Genomic DNA, 16,189 nt, shown 5'->3' on the forward strand with positions numbered 1-16,189 from the left:
GCCGCGGCGGGGGTCAGATCTTCGAGACCTGGCTGAAGGCCAGCTCGACGGGGGTCTCGCGCCCGAAGATGGACACGAGCACCTTGAGCTTCTGGGCGTCGACGTTGACCTCGTTGATCGTGGCGGGCAGCGTGGCGAACGGCCCGTCCATGACCGTGACGGACTCGCCGACCTCGAAGTCCACCTCGACGGCCGCCTTGTCCTGGCCCGTCGCGGTATCGGTCTTGCCGCCCCCGGCCGCGGCCTGCTTCGGATCGGTGCGCGGCAGCAGGAACTTGATGACCTCGTCGTGCGTCAGCGGCGACGGGCGCGAGGTGGCGCCCACGAAGCCGGTGACGCCGGGCGTGTTGCGGACCGCGCCCCACGACTGGTCGTTGAGCTCCATCCGCACGAGGATGTAGCCGGGCAGGACCTTGCGCTGCACCTGCTTGCGCTGCCCGTTCTTGATCTCGGTGACCTCTTCGGTGGGCACCTCGACCTGGAAGATGTAGTCCTCGACGTCCAGGGTCTGCACCCGGGTCTCGAGGTTGGTCTTCACCTTGTTCTCGTAGCCCGCGTAGGAGTGCACGACGTACCAGTCGCCGGGGGCGCGGCGCAGCGCGGCGCGCATCTCCTCGATCGGGTCGGCCTCCTCGGCCGCGGCGTCGTCGGCGCCGGACTCTTCCGCAGCCGCGTCGTCCGCGTCGGCGGTCTCGTCGGCAGCGGCTGCATCGGCCGCCGCATCGACGTCGTCGGTCGCCTGCTGCTCGTCGGCGTCCGCGACGTCCTCCATCGCGACGTCGCCCCGGTCGGCATCGGGCTCGACGTCGGTGGGCCGCTGCTCGCCGTCCTGCGAAGTCACGTGCTTCTCGCTTCCTTCGTCCATGTCGTGCGTGTCGCCGGAGCCGGTCTCAGTTGCCGAACAGGAACAGCACACCCTGCGCGAACACGAAGTCCAGCAGCCAGACCAGCGCGACCATGAACGACACGAAGATCAGCACGACGATCGTGTAGGTGACCAACTGCTTGCGGCTGGGCCAGATGACCTTCTGCAGCTCAGCGACCACCTCGCGCAGGAACCTGGCGATTCTGCTCGGCAGAGAGCCCTTGCCCGGACGGGCGTCGCGGAGCGCGGTGGCCCGGTCCTTGGCGCCGCCGGTGGGCGCCGGGCCGGAGCGCCGACCCCGACGGTCGGCGGCGGTGCTCGGGCGTTCCTGCCCGTCTCCGCTCGCCTCGCGTTCCTCAGCCACGCCCGTTTCCTCCAGCTCGCCCGCCGGCCCGGCCTCCGGGTCCGCCGCCGTTCGTTCCGTGCTCCGATCCGACAATTCCTGCAGTGGCAGGGGCGACAGGACTTGAACCTGCAACCTGCGGTTTTGGAGACCGCTGCTCTGCCAATTGAGCTACACCCCTAGACCGACCCCGCCGTGGGCTCGCGGACCCACATACGAGGGGGTGCATCGCAAGCGACGCACCCAGCGGAACAAGTGTACGGCACGCGACGTGCACGCCCGACACCCGCTCCCCGCGACGGCCTCGCGGCTCGTCCGGTCGTTGCATAGGCGAGGATGCCAGCATGGCTGCGACCACGACCGACCGCCCCCGGATCTCCGCCCGCATCGGCGGTATCGCCGAGTCCGCCACGCTCGCCGTCGACTCGAAGGCGAAGGCCCTCAAGGCCGCCGGACGGCCGGTCATCGGCTTCGGTGCCGGGGAGCCCGACTTCCCCACCCCGCAGCCCATCGTCGAGGCCGCCCAGGCTGCGTGCGCCGACCCCCGCAACCACCGCTACTCGCCCGCGGCCGGCCTTCCCGAGCTGCGCGAGGCGATCGCGGCGAAGACGCTGCGCGACTCCGGCCTGGAGATCCCCGCGTCCCGGGTGCTCGTCACGAACGGCGGCAAGCAGGCCGTCTACCAGGCCTTCGCCACCCTGCTCGACCCGGGCGACGAGGTGCTGCTGCCGGCGCCCTACTGGACCACCTACCCGGAGGCGATCGGCCTCGCCGGCGGGGTGCCGGTCGCGGTGACCTGCGGCCCGGAGGCCGACTTCCTGCCGTCGGTGGAGCAGCTCGACGCCGCCCGGACCGACCGCACGAAGGTGCTGGTCTGGTGCTCGCCGTCCAACCCGACGGGCGCGGTCGCGTCCCGCGAGCTCACGGAGGCCGTGGGGCGCTGGGCCGTCGAGAACGACGTGTGGGTGATCACCGACGAGATCTACGAGCACCTCGTCTACGACGGCGCCGAAGCGGTCTCGATGCCCGTGGCGGTGCCCGAGCTGGCCGACCGCTGCGTGGTGCTGAACGGCGTCGCGAAGACCTACGCGATGACCGGCTGGCGGGTCGGCTGGCTGACCGGGCCGGCCGACGTGGTGAAGGCGGCCACGAACCTGCAGTCACACCTGTCGTCGAACGTCTGCAACGTGGCGCAGCGCGCCGCCCTGGAGGCCGTCTCCGGGTCGCTCGACGCCGTGGCGGAGATGCGCGCCGCGTTCGACCGGCGCCGCCGCCTGATGGTGGACCTGCTCCGCGCGATCCCCGGCGTCGAGTGCCCCACCCCGCGCGGCGCGTTCTACGCCTACCCGTCGGTGCAGGCGCTGCTGGGGCGGGAGCTGCGCGGGACGCGCCCGGGGACGAGCGCCGAGCTGGCCGCGGTCGTGCTGGAGCACGCCGAGGTGGCAGTGGTGCCCGGTGAGGCATTCGGCACGCCCGGCTTCTTCCGGCTGTCCTACGCGCTGGGCGACGACGACCTGCGGACCGGCGTGGAGCGGATGGGGGCCCTGCTGGCGGAGGCCCGGTAGGCGCTGCCGTTACGCCGTCGCGCTGCCCGCGGTCGGGAAGTACGGGACGCGGTCGACGGCGTGCGGGCGGTCGCCGGCGCCGAACCCGGTGTCGTGCCACCAGCGGTGCCAGCAGCCGGGGCACTGCACGAACAGGCGCCTGCCCTCCGCCGCGAGCAGGAAGCACCAGTGCGCGTCGCAGTTGCGACCGGTGTCGCAGGCCGCGCAGCTCGCCGCGACCGGGCAGCGCGGGCAGCTCGTCCACGCCCGGCGCCCGATGTCGGCCTGGGCGTCACGCATCCAGGACCCCGGCGTCCACGAGCATCCGGTAGATGGCGCGCTGCTCGGCGTCCAGGTCGCTGTAGAGCATCCGGTGCGCCTCCGCCTCGATCGCGAGCACCGCGCCGGGGTCCAGGTCGGGGCTCGCGGCGATCACGGCGGCGAGCCGGTGCTGCTCGTGCGCGGTCAGGTCGAACGCGTGCCGGACGAGGGCCGCCGACGGCTCCGTGGGGTTCACCCCCTTACCGATACGTCGAAGGCCCCGGTGCGGCCAGTGCATCGCGAGCGGGGTCACGGGTAAGCCGCGTCACTCCGGGGTCCCCGATCAGCGCAGCAGGGGCTCGAGGAACCGCCCGGCCGCCTGGACCGCCGGGGCCGACGAGCCGCCGTCGACCACCAGCACGGCCACGGCGAGGTCGCCCGCGGTCGCCACGAACCAGCCGTGGGCGCGGGTGCCGTCGCCGAACTGGGCGGTACCGGTCTTCCCGGCGACCCCCGGGAGGTCGGCCAGCGCACTGGCGCTGCCCGCGGTGACGGTCTCGCGCATCATCGCGCGCAGGTCCTGCGCCACGCCCGGATCCAGGGGCGGCGGGGTGGCGTCGGACGTCGTCGGGCGCCCGGGCAGCAGCACCGGGGTCGCCGCCCCACCCCGCACCACCGCGGCTGCCACCAGCGCCATCCCGAACGGGCTGGCGAGCACCTCGCCCTGCCCGATCGACCACTCCACGCGCTGTTCCGGACGCGGAGCGGGCGGCACCGAGCCGGTCAGCGTGGTCATGCCGGGGGCCACGTGGTCGATGCCGAGACCCAGCTGGGCGGCCGTCTCGGCCAGCGCGTCGGGCGGGAGGTCGACGGCCAGCCGGGCCATCGTCGTGTTGCACGAGTTCGCGAAGGCCGTGTGCAGCGGCACCTCGCCGAGGGCGAAGCCGTCGTTGGTGATCTGCCTGCCCTGGACGTTCTCGGTGTAGGGGCACGGCAGGATGGTGTCGGCGGTGGCGGCCCCGGCCTGCAGCGCCGCCGCCGTCGTCACGATCTTGAAGGTGGAGCCGGGTGGGTAGCGGCCGACGAGGGCGGGGGCGCCCTCACGGTCGGCGGCCGGTGTCTGCGCCGCCGCGAGCACCTCCCCGGTGGAGGGCTGCACGGCCACGAGCATCGCCTGCCCGTCGATCGGGGCGAGCGCGTACTGCGCGGCGCGCTGCACCTGCGCGTCGACGGCGGTGACCAGCGGCTCGACGGGCGCCGGCGGGACCTCGTGCAGGACGTCGGTCCCACCGTCGGCGCCGACCGCCGCGATGCGCCAGCCCGGCTCGACCGCCCACAGGTCCTCGACCTCGGCGGCCAGCCCGGACAGCAGCGGGGACGCGAGACCGGGGTCGGCGGACAGCAGCCGGGTGTCCTCGACCGTGCTGACCCCGGGCAGGTCCGCGACCGCGGCCCGGACCGCGTCGTAGTGCGGTCCGCGCAGCGTGACGACCGGGTGGCGCTGCCCGGCGGGGGTGCCCGCCGCGCCGTCGAGGACCGACCGTTCGGTGATCGCGGGGTCGAACTGCTGCAGCGGCTCCGCCAACCAGCGCGCCACGCCGGCGTCCGCCGCCGCGGGATCCAGCAGCACCGTCACCACGCGCTGCGGGGACATCAGCTCGCCGCCGTCGCGGTCCAGCACGGGCGGGACCGGGACCTCCAGGGTGTCCAGCCGCAGCCCGTCGCCCTGGTCCAGGCCCGGGTGCAGCACGGACGGCGCCCAGGCGACCCGCCAGCCGTCGGCGGTGTCGCGCAGCGCCGCGGTGGCGTCGTAGGTCCAGGTGCGCCCCTCGCCGAAGTCCCAGGAGAGCCGGAACGACGCCGTGGTGGCCGCGCCGTCCTCCGTCACCTGCAGTCCGTCGGCGCGCACAGCCACCGGTTCGAGCGCGGTCCGGTAGTCCAGGAGCTCCGCGGCCGCGGCCGGATCGTCGGTGGCCGCGGCGGCGGCCGGCACGTCGCCCGCGCCGATCTGCACCTGCCCGCGGTCGACGCGGTGATCGGCGGCGCGGCGCGTGTGGCCGTCGGGGCGCTGCGCGCCTGACCGACCGTGCACACCGTGGGAGGACCGTGCACATCGCCGGCCGTATGCACGGCAGCCCGAGGGTGTGCACGGTGGGGGGAAGGCCCCCGCGTCACTCGAGGGTGGGCAGCTCCGCGGGCACGGCCACTTCGGCGACGGCGCGGCCGAGCACGGTCTTCCCCTCGAACGTCGCGGTGACGGCGACCCGGGCGATGCGCGCACCGTCGTCGGTGTCGGTCACATCGGTGACCTTCGCCGTGACCTCGACGAGCGCGCCCTCCTCGTCGTCCGGCACGACGACCGGACGCGTGAAGCGGACGCCGTAGCTGCGAACAGCGGCGGGGTCGCCCGCCCAGTCGGTGACTATGCGGCCGGCGAGCGCCATCGTGAGCATCCCGTGCGCGATGACGCCGGGGAGCCCGACGCCGGTGGCGACCCGGTCGCTCCAGTGGATCGGGTTGAAGTCGCCGGACGCGCCCGCGTAACGGACGAGGTCGGCGCGGGTGACGCGCAGCGACAGCGGGGGGAGCTCCTGACCTGCGGCCGTCACGCCCGCGCCCCCTCTGCCGGCTCCGCCTGCGTCACGAGGAGCGCCTTCGTGGTGGCCACGGGCTCCCCGTCGATGTCGGCGACCTCACACCGCAGCGTGAGCATGTGGCTGCCGCCGCGGGTCTTCAGGTCCTCGACGTGGATGGTGGTGACCAGGTCGTCACCGCCGCGGATCGGGCGGTGCAGCGTGATCGACTGGTCGCCGTGCACCATCCGCGAGTAGTCCCAGCCGAACGCCGGGTCGCGCAGGAACGCCTCGATCGCCGGCATCGTGAAGGTGACGGCGAACGTGGGCGGCGCCACGACGTCGGGGTGCCCGGCGGCGCGGGCGGCGTCGACGTCATGGCACACGGAAGCGCCCTCGCCGATGGCGAGGGCGAATTCGCGGATCTTCTCCCGGCCGACCCGGTACGGAGCGCCTGCCGGCAGAGCCCGGCCGACGAACGAGGCGTCCGGCACGCTCAGCGGGTCTCGCGGTGCTCGCGGTGGATGCCGCAGTTCGGGCAGAACTTCTTGATCGCGAGCCGGTCGGGGTCGTTGCGCCGGTTCTTCTTGGTGATGTAGTTCCGGTGCTTGCACTGCTCGCACGCCAGCGTGATCTTCGGCCGGACGTCGGTGGCCTTCGCCATCGCGGGTGCCTCCTGCTTGCTGTGGATCTTCAGTCTGGTAGCGGTGGCCGGACTTGAACCGGCGACACAGCGATTATGAGCCGCTTGCTCTACCGACTGAGCTACACCGCTTCGCGACGCTGGTCACACCAGCTCGCAGAGCCCCTTTACGGAATCGAACCGTAGACCTTCTCCTTACCATGGAGACGCTCTGCCGACTGAGCTAAAGGGGCGGCACGCCCGCGCGGTTGGTCTCTCCCGCGGCGGGCGTCGACAACTCTACACAACCCTCCGGGGGACCCGACAACGGGTCCCTCTCACCAGCTCGACTTGCGAACTCCGGGCAGGTACCCGTCGTGCGCGAGCTCCCGGAGCCGCACCCGGGAGACCCCGAACGCCCGCAGGTACCCGCGCGGCCGCCCGTCGACACCGTCGCGGTTGCGCACCCGGGTGGCGCTGGCGTCCCGCGGCTGCCGATGGAGCTCACGCTGCGCCGCCGTGCGCTCCTCCTGGGTCGTCGCTGGGCGCGCGATGATCGCCTTGAGCTCGGCCCGCCGCGCCGCGTAGCGGGCGACCACGGCCCGCCGGTGGGCGTTGCGCGCGATCTTCCCCTTCGTGGCCATCAGACCTTCCCCCCTCGGGCGCGGATCCTGGCGACCGCAGCGTCGACCCCGATCCGGTCGATCGTGCGGATCGCGTCGGTGGACAGCTTCAACCGGACGAAGCGGTTCTCCGCGGCGAACCAGTAGCGCTTCGTCTGGATGTTCGGGTCGAACCGGCGGCTGGTGCGCCGGTGCGAATGGGACAGGTTCTTGCCGAAGCCGGGTTCGCGCCCGGTCAGCTGGCAGCGTCGGGACACGGTCAGCCCCTCCCGGCGCGCGGGTAGGGCAGCAGCGCCATCTCGCGGGCGTTGCGGATGGCGGTGGCCACCTGCCGCTGCTGCTGCGGCGTCAACCCGGTCACCCTCCTGGCGCGGATCTTGCCGCGGTCGGAGACGAACGTGCGCAGCAGCGTCACGTCCTTCCAGTCCACGTCGGCGATCTGCTTGGCGTGCAGCGGGTTCGCGCGGCGCTTGAGCGGCCTGCGGGTGGGCACCTGCGGCATCTCAGCGCTCCTCGCGGAACTCGACGTGGCGGCGCACCGCCGGGTCGTACTTGCGCAGCACCATCCGGTCGGGGTCGTTGCGCCGGTTCTTGCGCGTGACGTAGGTCGTGCCCGTGCCCGCCGTCGAGCGCATCTTCACGATCGGCCGGAGGTCGTTGCGCGCCATAACCACCCTCCACTCAGTAACGATTTTCGTTTTCATCTACCGTAACGCTAGCGCACGCCCGAACATGCCCGCCCGCCGGAGGAGGAACCCGTGCCCCGACCCGAGCTGCTCGTGCTCACCGGGCTGACCACGCCCGGGGCGGAGGCCGTGATCGGCCGCATCCGCTCCCTCGACCCGGACGTTGCCGTGCTGCACCACGACCTGCGCGACGTCGCCTCCGGCGTCGTGCACCGCCGCCTCCGCCGCGGCGACCGCGACGAACGGAGCGTGCTGGAGCTCGCGCACGGCTGCGTGTCCTGCACGCTCCGCGAGGACGTCCTGCCGCAGCTGATCGCGCTCGCCGGCCCCGGTGGATCGGGCCGGATCGTGCTGCACCTGGACCCCGCGCTCGAGCCGGAGCAGGTCTGCTTCGCGCTGCTGCACGTGCTCGTCGACGGTGTCCCTGCAGGCGACCTCGTCGACCTGTGCGGCGTCATCACCTGCGTCGACCCGCACACCTGGTTGGACGACGCCACCGGCGACGACACGCTCCCCGAGCGCGGCCTCGCCGACCTGCCCGACGACGAGCGGACGGTGGCTCAGGTGGCGGTCGGCCAGGCCGAGTTCGCCGACCTGATGGTGCGCACGGGAACGACCGACGCCTGGCAGCTCGCCCGCACCGACGCCGTCCTCGCCCGGCTCGCCCCCATGGCGCAGCGGGTGCCGCTCGCCGACCTCGACGACCGGGTGTTCCTCACCGACCTGCCCCCCGGCGCCCGCCGCGGCGTGCCGTCCGACGTCCACGCGCCGCTGCTGCACGGGCAGCCGCCGCTCGGCTCGGACTGCGGGGTGCGGGTGTTGCTGTTCTCCGAGCGCCGCCCGTTCCACCGGAGCGGTTCCACACCGCGATCGACACCCTGCTCGACGGCGTGGTACGCACCGTGGGCCGCATCTGGCTCGCCACCCGTCCCGACGCCGTGCTGTGGGTGGAGTCGGCGGGCGGCGGCCTGCAGGTCGGGTACGCGGGCGACTGGCTCGCCGACGCCGACGACGCCGTCTGGGAGTCGGCGTCCCCGGAGCGCCGCGCGCTGGCCTCGCTGGCGTGGGACCCGCGCTTCGGCGACCGCGCCCAGGACCTGGTGGTGCTCACCCACGACGCCGACCCCGACGCGATCGAGGCGGATCTACAAGCCGCCCTGCTCACCGACGCCGAGCTGGCGGCGGGCGAGGTCGCCTGGCGGGAGCTGCCGGACCCGTTCGGGTTCTGGCATTCCGACCCCTGCGCACCCGACACCCCGGCCGACCTGACCGCGGGGCGCAGCCACCACGAGGAGGAGCACTGATGGCCGTCCCGAAGCGGCGCATGTCCCGGTCCAACACCCGCAGCAGGCGGGCGCAGTGGAAGGCGACGCCGCCCGACCTGGTGCCGGTGACGATCGCCGGCCGGAAGCACATGGTGCCGCGCCGGCTGGTGCGGGCCTACCAGCGCGGCCTCCTCGAGCCGCCCGCCTGAGGCGCCCCGCTCGCGCACGCACCCTTTCATCGCTCGCGCCCCCCGTCGACGGGGTGCGCCGGCCGAGAAGGGGGGCATCGACCGAAAGGCGGTGCGTCGACCGAAAGGCGGTGCGTCGACCGAGACGGGGTGCGGTGAGCCGGCCGGGGTAAGGGGTGCCGCGGGCCCCTTACCCCCGTACCCGGCGGCGGGGGCCGGAGTGCGACGTGATCGTCCGATGCCGGGACGCCGGCCTCAGGACGAATCTCGTGTCATGTTCATCGATCTGGTTCACGGAGTCACCGCCGCCGAGCACCACCGCCTCGCCCTCATGGCCGACGCGGACAACTTCCGTCTCGCCCGGCTGGCGAAGGCCGCCCGCCGCCGGGCGCGGCGGGCGACGCCGCCTGCGGAACCGCCGGGTCCGTCGCAGCACGTGTCCCCGCCGGGCCTTCGCCCGGAGCAGAACGATGCACCCCGCAACAACGACGCGGATCGTCGGTACGCCGTGTCACGATGACCGATGTGGCACGGCTCGGGGCGGGAATCGGACTGGTCGGGCGCCGGCGGGAGATGTCGGCGCTCGGCGCCGCGCTCGACCGCGCCGCAGCGGGCAGGCCCACCGGCGTTCTGATGTCGGGGGACGCCGGGGTGGGCAAGTCCCGGCTGGTGGCCGAGGCGGTCGAGCGGGCGGCGGGAGCCGGGTTCACGGTGCTCGTCGGACGCTGCCTCGACACGGCCGAAGCGGCGTTGCCCTACCTGCCGTTCACCGAGATCGTCGGCGCGCTGGCGGCCACCCGTCCCGAGCTGGTCACCGAGCACGTGGCGCTGGGTCACCTCCTCCCGGGCCACCTGCTGCCGGGCGGCTTCCCGCGGGGCGAGCGGAGCGGCGAGGGCCGCGACCTCGGTCAGCTGCAGGTGTTCGACGCGGTCCTGTCGGTGCTCGACGACCTCACCGCCACCACGCCCGTGCTCGTGGTGCTGGAGGACCTGCACTGGGCCGACCGCTCCAGCCGCGACCTGCTCGTCTTCCTGCTGTCGCGGCTCACCGGACAGCGGCTCGTGGTCCTCGCCACCTACCGCAGCGACGACCTGCACCGCCGCCACCCGCTGCGGCCGGTGCTGTCGGAGCTGGTGCGGCTGCCCGCGGCCGAGCGGGTGGAGCTCGCCCCGCTCGACCCCGCCGATGCGCTCGCACTGGTCCGCCTGCTCGCCGACGGGAGCATGCCCGAGCCGATGCTGCAGGGCATCGCCCGGCGCAGCGAGGGCAACGCGTTCTTCGCCGAGGAGCTGGTGTCCGCTGCGTCCCACGGGCTGCCGCACGGCCTCGTCGAGGTGCTGGTGGCGCGGATCGAAGGTCTCTCCCCCGCCACGCAGCGGCTGCTGCGGATCGCGTCCGTGGCCGGGCGGCGGGTGCGCCACGACCGGCTGGCCGCGGTGTCCGGGATGGATGTCGACGCGCTCGAACAGGCCCTGCGCGAGGCCGTGGCCCATCACGTGCTGGTCGGGGCCGACAGCGAGCCGGGCGGCACCGACGACGCCTATGTCTTCCGCCACGCGCTGCTCCGCGAGGCGATCTACCACGAGCTGCTGCCCGGGGAGCGCAGCAGGCTGCACGCCGCCTACGCCGGCCTGCTGGCCGCGGAGGCCACGGCCGGCACGCCCGGCTCGGCCGCCGAGCTCTCCCACCACGCGATGGCCGGCCACGACCTCCCGCTCGCGCTGTCGGCGTCGGTGCGCGCCGCCAACGAGGCCAACGACCGCGAGGCGCCCGCGGAGATGCTGCTGCACGCCGAGCGGGCCATCGAGCTGTGGCCCGCGGTGCCCGACGCGGAGGCGGTGGCCGGGGTCCCGGAGGCCACGCTCACGCGCTGGGCGGCGTGGGGCGCGAGCGCCACGGGCGACCCCGACCGCGGCATCGCGCTGGGCCGCCGCGCGCTCGAGCTCGCGGAGGAGCGCGGCGACCCCGTGCTCACCTCCGCGATCGGGCGCCGCTACGCGCTGCGGTTGCTGGAGCTCAGCGACCGCGACCACGAGGCGCTGGCGGTCGCCCGGCGAGCGCTGGAGCTGATCGACGGCGGCGCTCCGTCGGCGGACCTCGCGTGGGCCCACTCGGTGCTGGCCCGCACGCTGGTGCGGCTCGACCAGTTCACCGAGGCCGTGGCGCAGGCCGAGACTGCGCTGCAGGTGGCCCGCGCGCTGCCCCCCGACGACATGAGCGCGGTCGGCGCCACCGGCGACGCGCTGGTCACGCTCGCGGTGTGCGAGGAGTACCGCGGCCACCCGGAGTGCGCCCGGGCACGGCTCGACGAGGCCAAGCCACTGGCCCGCCGTTCCGGGAACCTCGGGGTGGAGCTGCGGGCCTACTACGCCGTCGGCATCTCGCTCCTCGACGAGGGCAGGCTCGCCGACGCCGCCGCGGAGTTCGCGGCAGGCGCGGACCGCGCGGTCGCCACGGGCACGACGTGGAGCGGCTACGGGCTGGAACTGCGGGTCGCGCACGCGATCGCCCTCTTCCTGAGCGGCGAGTGGCAGGCCGCGGAGGAGGTCACCGAGCTGGCCGGGGAGTCGGTCTCCGCCACGGTCGCCACCCGGCTCGCGGCCGCGCGGCTGCTGCCTGCCGTGGCGTGGGGCCGGTTCGCCGCCGCCGAGCGCCGGCTCACGGAACTGCGCGAGTCGCGGCCCGTCGACGACCAGGTGATCATGTTGCTCGGGGAGGCCGGCGCCGAGGCCGCGCTGTGGCAGGGCAGGCCCGACGAGGCGCTGCGGTGCGCGCAGGAGGCACTCACCGGCCTCAACAGCGGCCCCTACGCCGGGCTCGCCCCGCACCTCGGCGGGATCATGCTCGCCGCGCTGGGGGTCGGCGCCCACGCCGACCTCGCCGCCACCGGCCGGATGCCCCGCGACGAGGCCACGGCGGCGGGGCAGGAGCTCGTCGCCGCCGCGGAGTACGCCGCCGCCCACGGGCTGGCGCGCGCGGGCAGTCTCGGCCCCGAGGGCCGGGCGTGGCTCGCCCGGGCCCGCGCCGAGCTCACCCGACTCACCGGACCGCCTGCCCCGGAGGCGTGGACCGCGGTCTTCGAGGCCTTCCGGTACGAGACCGCCCACCTCGGCGGCACCACGGGTCCCGCCGGTTACCGGCAGGCGTACGGGCTGCTGCGCCGGGCGGAGGCGCATCTGGCGGCGGGCGTCCCGCGCGCCGCCGTCGAGCCCGACCTGCGTGCCGCCCTCGACACGGCCGAACGGCTCGATGCCCGCCCGCTCGCCGACGCCGTGCTGGGGTTGGCGGAGCGCGCCGGCGTGCGGCTGCGGCCCGAGCCCGCGGCCCCACGCCCGCAACCGCCCACCCTCGATCCGCTCACGCCCCGCGAGCGCTCCGTGCTGGCGCTGGTGGCGAGCGGTCGCACCAACCGGCAGGTCGGCGCCGAGCTGTTCATCAGCGAGAAGACGGTGAGCGTGCACCTGTCCCGGGTGATGGCCAAGCTCGGCGCGGGCAGCCGCACCGAGGCGGTGAGCGTTGCGTACGCGCGCGGGCTGCTCTCCCCGCCCGACCGCGAGCTCGCCGTTTCGGACCCTTGATCTGTACTCCCCGGTAACTAGGGTGGGGTGATCGGCCCCACTCACCGAGGAGGCTCGGCAATGACGCCTGCGGGAACGAGTACGGAAAGCAGCAGTACCTGGACCGGGCGCCCCGACGTGTCCGACATCGACCGGTTCTGGACCGCACCCATCGCGGAGCGGGCGGCGGCGTTCGCGGCCCTGCGAGAGCGTGAACCGGTGCCGTTCTTCCCGGAACCGGAGCAGAGCTACTTCCCCCGTGGCGCCGGCTTCTGGGCCCTGACCCGGCTCGACGATCTCGCCGAGGCGAGCCGCAACGCGGCGATCTTCACCTCCGGCCGCGGGGCCACGAACATCCCGGACATGCCGCCGGAGTTCCTCGAGTTCTACGGCTCCATGATCAACATGGATGATCCGAGGCATGCCCGGCTGCGCCGGATCGTCTCGCGCGGGTTCACGCCGAAGCGGCTCGCCCTGCTCACCGAGGAGGTGGAGCGCACCGCGCGCACGATCGTCGACGACGTGATCGACGCGGGCGAGTGCGACGCCGTCAGGTCCATCTCGGCGCGGCTCCCGTTGAAGATCGTCTGCGACATGATGGGCGTGCCGGAGAGCCAGTACGAGTTCGTCCTCGACCGCTCCAACATCATCCTCGGCGCCGCCGACCCCGAGTACGTGCCCGGCACGGACAACATCGTCATGGCGCTGCTGCAGGCCGGCAACGAGCTGGCCGAGCTGATGCGCGACCTCGGCAGGCACCGGGTCGACAACCCCACCGACGACGTCACCTCGGCGCTGGTCAACGCCGAGATCGACGGCGAGCGGCTCACCCCGGACGAGCTCGCGAGCTTCTTCATCCTGCTCGTCGTGGCGGGCAACGAGACCACCCGCAACGCCATCAGCTGGGGCCTGCACCTGCTCACCGAGTACCCCGAGCAGCGTGCGGCGTGGCTCGCCGACCTCGACGCGGTCACCCCCACCGCGGTGGAGGAGATCGTCCGCTGGGCGTCTCCGGTGATCTTCATGCGCCGCACGCTCGCCACCGACGCCGTGCTCGGCGGGCAGCAGATGCGCGAGGGCGACAAGGTGGCGCTGTTCTACTGGGCCGCCAACCGCGATCCTGCCCACTTCCGCGACCCCGACGTGTTCGACGTGCGGCGCTCCCCCAACCCGCACGTCGGCTTCGGCGGCGCGGGCCCGCACTTCTGCCTCGGCGCGCATCTGGCGCGCCGCGAGATGTCGGTGATGTTCCGCGAGTTGCTCACCCGGGTCCCCGACATCCACGCCACCGCCCCGCCGCAGCGACTCAAGTCGATGTTCATCAACGGGATCAAGCACCTGCCCGTTGCCTTCACCACCCCGCGCAGCGCAGGCGGAGCGGGCATCAACACCGGAGGTGCCCGTTGACCGGGACGCTCGAACCCGCCCGCACGTCCCTCGACTACCCCGAGGTCCCTGTCGGCGCGCTGCTGGCCGGGTCGGCCCGCCGCTTCGGTGACCGCACCGCCGTCCACTTCACGGGCCGCGACCTGACGTTCACCGAGCTGCACGAGCGGGCGTGCGCGTTCGCCAACGCGCTGGGCGGGGCCGGGATCGGGCGCGGCGACGTCGTCGCGATCCACCTTCCCAACTGCCCGCAGTACGCCGTCGCCTACTACGGGATCCTGCTGGCCGGGGCCACGTTCTCGCCCACCAACCCGCTGCTGCCGCCCGCCGACCTGGCCGCGCAGCTGGCCGACTGCGGGGCGGTCGCAGTGGTGAGCTGGGTGCCCGCTGCGCCCGCGCTCGCGGCCGTGCAGCGGCAGACCGCGGTGCGGCTGGTGCTGCTGACCGACCGCGACCAGGCGCTCGACCCGAACCATCGGGCGCCGCTCGATGCCGTGCCGGGCGCGCAGGACTTCGAGGCCTTCCACGCCGACGCCCCCACCGTCGACCCGGGCGTGCCGATCGACGTGTACGGCGACCTCGCGCACCTGGCCTACACCGGCGGCACCACGGGCCGCTCCAAGGGCGTGCGGCTGCCGCACCGCAACGTGGTGGTCAACTCCCTGCAGTACGCCTGCTGGGGCACCGGATCGCTGCCCGCGCTCGACGACGCGGGCGGCGTCGTGCTCGAGCAGGTCGCCCCGGCCGAGGAGTACCCGGTCCGGCTGGGCACCGGGGTCGGGATCAACCTCACCCCGTGGTTCCACGCCATGGGCACGATCGGCGGCCTCAACGTCCCGGTGCTGGGCGGCGGCACCACGGTGCTGCACGAGCGGTTCGACCCGGGCGCCTACCTCGCGGACGCCGAGCGGTTCCGCGTCACGAGCATGGGCGGGGCGCCGCCGCTGTTCGGCGCGTTGGTGCGGCACCCGGAGTTCGCCACGCGCGACCTGTCCTCCGTCCGCGGCATCTCCTCGGGAGCCGCCCCGCTGCCGGTCGAGCTGATCCAGGCTCTGCAGCGCCGGTTCGGCGACGACGTCGTCATCACCGAGGGCTACGGCCTCACCGAGGTGACGATGGGCGCCACCATCGGGCCTGCGGCGCGGTCGGCGGTGCGCAAGGTCGGCACCGTCGGGCTGCCCGTGTACGACACCGAGGTGCGCATCGTCGACCCGGCGGGCACCGACCTCGCCCCGCTGCCCACGGGGGAGGCGGGCGAGGTGTGCATCAGTGGCCCGCAGGTGATGCTCGGCTACAAGGACCGCCCGGAGGAGACGGCGGCCGCACTCGTGGACGGCTGGCTGCGGACCGGCGACGTCGGGGTGCTGGACGAGGACGGTTACCTCGCGATCGTCGACCGCAAGAAGGACATGCTGCTCTACAAGGGCTACAACGTGTACCCGCGTGAGCTGGAGGAGCTGTTGTTCGCCCGCCCGGGGGTCGCCGGCGCCGCCGTGGTGGGGCGACCGGACCCGATGGTGGGCGAGCTGCCGGTCGCGTTCGTCGTGGCGCCCGGCCTGTCGCAGGCCGACGGGGAGGCGCTGATGGCGGCGGTCAACGAGCAGGTGCTGCCGTACAAGCGGCTGCGCGAGCTGCATCTCGTGGACGAGATCCCGGTGTCGGCCGCGGGGAAGGTGCTCAAGCGCGAGCTGCGGGAACGTTTGCAATGACCTGATCACCCGGTCGGGGGACGGCGGTGCGTTAACGGGAGGTTGCCGGGGGGCGATTCCCCCCACGCCACCACTCCCTGCCGGAAAGCAGGTGGTCCGTTTGCCCGTGCCCCACCAGCCCACCGCCGCCCGGTCGCGCTCGCGTACCGGCCGCACCCTGGACGTCATCGGTCATGTGGGTAGCCTCATCACGCTGGCCGCCCTGATGGTGCTCGCCGGCACGGCGGGCGGGCTCGCCGACGGCATGCCCGCCACCGACGGCGCCACCGTCACGGTGACGTTCGACGGTCGGCCGTGAGCGCGGTCAGGCGGCGCCGGCGTGCGTGTCGGGCGCCGTCAGCACCTGGTCCACCAGACGCATGACGGGCTGCCCGCCGCCGAGGCGGTAGCCGAAGTCCTCCCAGCCGATCAGCTCCCTCGCCAGGATCTCCCCCGCCGGGCCCGGGTACAGGCGCGTGACGCGGTACGCCGCCTGGCGCAACCGCATCTTCTCGTGATCGTCCATCGGAACGGGGACCATCTCGCAGCCTTCCCGCTGGGTATGCGGGAAAAACGGGACCGTACCC

At 73.8% G+C, this 16,189-nt stretch carries 21 protein-coding genes, 3 tRNA genes and 1 pseudogene; 9 read left to right on the forward strand and 16 right to left on the reverse strand.

Annotated elements, in window-relative coordinates:
• Window positions 1-13: 13 nt before the first annotated feature.
• From nusG to KME75_RS02180, 3 genes are all read right to left on the reverse strand, one after another.
• Window positions 14-841, reverse strand: coding sequence for a transcription termination/antitermination protein NusG (gene nusG, locus KME75_RS02170; protein ID WP_308282498.1), 828 nt, complete (start codon window positions 839-841; stop codon window positions 14-16).
• 49 nt (window positions 842-890) lie between these two features.
• Complete coding sequence (gene secE, locus KME75_RS02175) at window positions 891-1,229, reverse strand: preprotein translocase subunit SecE (protein WP_219412798.1); 339 nt, start codon at window positions 1,227-1,229, stop codon at window positions 891-893.
• 84 nt (window positions 1,230-1,313) lie between these two features.
• A tRNA-Trp gene (locus tag KME75_RS02180) sits at window positions 1,314-1,389 on the reverse strand.
• A gap of 163 nt (window positions 1,390-1,552) precedes the next feature.
• Here KME75_RS02180 and KME75_RS02185 point away from each other — a divergent pair.
• Entirely contained in the window at window positions 1,553-2,773 is a 1,221-nt protein-coding gene (locus KME75_RS02185) for a pyridoxal phosphate-dependent aminotransferase (RefSeq protein WP_219412799.1), read from the forward strand.
• Between the two features lie 9 nt (window positions 2,774-2,782).
• Here KME75_RS02185 and KME75_RS02190 read toward each other — a convergent pair whose 3' ends face one another.
• The 12 genes from KME75_RS02190 to rpmG (KME75_RS02245) all read right to left on the reverse strand — a co-directional run bounded on the left by KME75_RS02190 (window position 2,783) and on the right by rpmG (KME75_RS02245) (window position 7,499).
• On the reverse strand, window positions 2,783-3,052 hold the full coding sequence (locus KME75_RS02190) for a hypothetical protein (RefSeq protein ID WP_219412800.1): 270 nt from the start codon (window positions 3,050-3,052) through the stop codon (window positions 2,783-2,785).
• Entirely contained in the window at window positions 3,045-3,269 is a 225-nt protein-coding gene (locus KME75_RS02195; RefSeq protein WP_219412801.1) for a DUF6400 family protein, read from the reverse strand. Before KME75_RS02195 ends, KME75_RS02190 begins: the two co-directional genes overlap by 8 nt.
• Window positions 3,270-3,356: 87 nt before the next feature.
• Window positions 3,357-5,105, reverse strand: a complete 1,749-nt coding sequence (locus KME75_RS02200; protein ID WP_219412802.1) for a penicillin-binding transpeptidase domain-containing protein — start codon at window positions 5,103-5,105, stop codon at window positions 3,357-3,359.
• Window positions 5,106-5,184: 79 nt separating this feature from the next.
• Complete coding sequence (locus tag KME75_RS02205; protein WP_219412803.1) at window positions 5,185-5,622, reverse strand: MaoC family dehydratase; 438 nt, start codon at window positions 5,620-5,622, stop codon at window positions 5,185-5,187.
• Window positions 5,619-6,080: an FAS1-like dehydratase domain-containing protein gene (locus KME75_RS02210; protein ID WP_219412804.1), complete on the reverse strand. Its 462-nt coding sequence runs from the start codon at window positions 6,078-6,080 to the stop codon at window positions 5,619-5,621. The genes KME75_RS02205 and KME75_RS02210 overlap by 4 nt, the downstream gene beginning before the upstream one ends.
• Window positions 6,081-6,082: 2 nt before the next feature.
• Window positions 6,083-6,250: a 50S ribosomal protein L33 gene (gene rpmG / locus KME75_RS02215; protein ID WP_219412805.1), complete on the reverse strand. Its 168-nt coding sequence runs from the start codon at window positions 6,248-6,250 to the stop codon at window positions 6,083-6,085.
• Window positions 6,251-6,285: 35 nt separating this feature from the next.
• Window positions 6,286-6,361: transfer RNA gene (locus KME75_RS02220), tRNA-Met, on the reverse strand.
• Between the two features lie 28 nt (window positions 6,362-6,389).
• Window positions 6,390-6,462 (reverse strand) — tRNA-Thr (locus KME75_RS02225).
• 84 nt (window positions 6,463-6,546) lie between these two features.
• Window positions 6,547-6,852, reverse strand: coding sequence for a 30S ribosomal protein S14 (gene rpsN / locus KME75_RS02230; protein ID WP_219412806.1), 306 nt, complete (start codon window positions 6,850-6,852; stop codon window positions 6,547-6,549).
• Window positions 6,852-7,088 (reverse strand): 50S ribosomal protein L28, encoded by a 237-nt coding sequence (rpmB, locus tag KME75_RS02235; RefSeq protein WP_219412807.1) that lies wholly within the window; start codon window positions 7,086-7,088, stop codon window positions 6,852-6,854. Before rpmB ends, rpsN begins: the two co-directional genes overlap by 1 nt.
• 2 nt (window positions 7,089-7,090) lie before the next feature.
• Window positions 7,091-7,333 (reverse strand): 30S ribosomal protein S18, encoded by a 243-nt coding sequence (gene rpsR, locus KME75_RS02240; RefSeq protein WP_219412808.1) that lies wholly within the window; start codon window positions 7,331-7,333, stop codon window positions 7,091-7,093.
• A gap of 1 nt (window position 7,334) precedes the next feature.
• The gene (gene rpmG / locus KME75_RS02245; RefSeq protein WP_219412809.1) at window positions 7,335-7,499 is read right to left on the reverse strand and encodes a 50S ribosomal protein L33; all 165 of its coding nucleotides are present in this window, start codon (window positions 7,497-7,499) and stop codon (window positions 7,335-7,337) included.
• A gap of 291 nt (window positions 7,500-7,790) precedes the next feature.
• On the opposite strand from rpmG (KME75_RS02245), the pseudogene KME75_RS42505 reads away from it, so the two are divergent.
• The 8 genes and pseudogenes from KME75_RS42505 to KME75_RS02280 form a co-directional block, all read left to right on the forward strand.
• Window positions 7,791-8,075 (forward strand): annotated as a pseudogene (locus KME75_RS42505) (ribosome hibernation factor-recruiting GTPase MRF); the annotation flags it as partial.
• A 332-nt stretch (window positions 8,076-8,407) separates the two neighbouring features.
• Window positions 8,408-8,821 carry a GTP-binding protein gene (locus tag KME75_RS42510; protein WP_308282499.1) on the forward strand — a complete coding sequence of 138 codons (414 nt, stop codon included), beginning with the start codon at window positions 8,408-8,410 and terminating at the stop codon, window positions 8,819-8,821.
• Window positions 8,821-8,991, forward strand: coding sequence for a 50S ribosomal protein L32 (gene rpmF / locus KME75_RS02255; RefSeq protein ID WP_219412810.1), 171 nt, complete (start codon window positions 8,821-8,823; stop codon window positions 8,989-8,991). The genes KME75_RS42510 and rpmF overlap by 1 nt, the downstream gene beginning before the upstream one ends.
• Before the next feature lie 253 nt (window positions 8,992-9,244).
• Entirely contained in the window at window positions 9,245-9,490 is a 246-nt protein-coding gene (locus KME75_RS02260) for a hypothetical protein (protein ID WP_219412811.1), read from the forward strand.
• Window positions 9,487-12,549, forward strand: coding sequence for a helix-turn-helix transcriptional regulator (locus tag KME75_RS02265; RefSeq protein ID WP_219412812.1), 3,063 nt, complete (start codon window positions 9,487-9,489; stop codon window positions 12,547-12,549). The genes KME75_RS02260 and KME75_RS02265 overlap by 4 nt, the downstream gene beginning before the upstream one ends.
• A gap of 117 nt (window positions 12,550-12,666) precedes the next feature.
• Complete coding sequence (locus KME75_RS02270) at window positions 12,667-13,935, forward strand: cytochrome P450 (protein WP_308282500.1); 1,269 nt, start codon at window positions 12,667-12,669, stop codon at window positions 13,933-13,935.
• Window positions 13,932-15,623, forward strand: a complete 1,692-nt coding sequence (locus KME75_RS02275) for a class I adenylate-forming enzyme family protein (protein ID WP_219412814.1) — start codon at window positions 13,932-13,934, stop codon at window positions 15,621-15,623. Before KME75_RS02270 ends, KME75_RS02275 begins: the two co-directional genes overlap by 4 nt.
• Window positions 15,624-15,723: 100 nt before the next feature.
• On the forward strand, window positions 15,724-15,921 hold the full coding sequence (locus KME75_RS02280; RefSeq protein WP_219412815.1) for a hypothetical protein: 198 nt from the start codon (window positions 15,724-15,726) through the stop codon (window positions 15,919-15,921).
• Window positions 15,922-15,927: 6 nt separating this feature from the next.
• Here KME75_RS02280 and KME75_RS02285 read toward each other — a convergent pair whose 3' ends face one another.
• Window positions 15,928-16,143 (reverse strand): hypothetical protein, encoded by a 216-nt coding sequence (locus tag KME75_RS02285; RefSeq protein WP_246631302.1) that lies wholly within the window; start codon window positions 16,141-16,143, stop codon window positions 15,928-15,930.
• Between the last annotated feature and the right edge of the window lie 46 nt (window positions 16,144-16,189).

This window comes from Pseudonocardia nigra (assembly GCF_019396355.1).
GTDB classification, from domain to species: Bacteria; Actinomycetota; Actinomycetes; order Mycobacteriales; family Pseudonocardiaceae; genus Pseudonocardia; species Pseudonocardia nigra.

Bases quoted from the DNA above. Each gene is read 5' to 3' on its own strand.
- rpmG (WP_219412809.1), bottom strand. From the start codon at position 7,499: ATGGCGCGCAACGACCTCCGGCCGATCGTGAAGATGCGCTCGACGGCG.
- rpsN (WP_219412806.1), bottom strand. From the start codon at position 6,852: ATGGCCACGAAGGGGAAGATCGCGCGCAACGCCCACCGGCGGGCCGTG.
- KME75_RS02190 (WP_219412800.1), bottom strand. From the start codon at position 3,052: ATGCGTGACGCCCAGGCCGACATCGGGCGCCGGGCGTGGACGAGCTGC.
- rpmF (WP_219412810.1), top strand. From the start codon at position 8,821: ATGGCCGTCCCGAAGCGGCGCATGTCCCGGTCCAACACCCGCAGCAGG.
- KME75_RS02285 (WP_246631302.1), bottom strand. From the start codon at position 16,143: ATGGTCCCCGTTCCGATGGACGATCACGAGAAGATGCGGTTGCGCCAG.
- rpmG (WP_219412805.1), bottom strand. From the start codon at position 6,250: ATGGCGAAGGCCACCGACGTCCGGCCGAAGATCACGCTGGCGTGCGAG.
- KME75_RS02260 (WP_219412811.1), top strand. From the start codon at position 9,245: ATGTTCATCGATCTGGTTCACGGAGTCACCGCCGCCGAGCACCACCGC.
- KME75_RS02265 (WP_219412812.1), top strand. From the start codon at position 9,487: ATGACCGATGTGGCACGGCTCGGGGCGGGAATCGGACTGGTCGGGCGC.
- rpsR (WP_219412808.1), bottom strand. From the start codon at position 7,333: ATGCCGCAGGTGCCCACCCGCAGGCCGCTCAAGCGCCGCGCGAACCCG.
- KME75_RS02185 (WP_219412799.1), top strand. From the start codon at position 1,553: ATGGCTGCGACCACGACCGACCGCCCCCGGATCTCCGCCCGCATCGGC.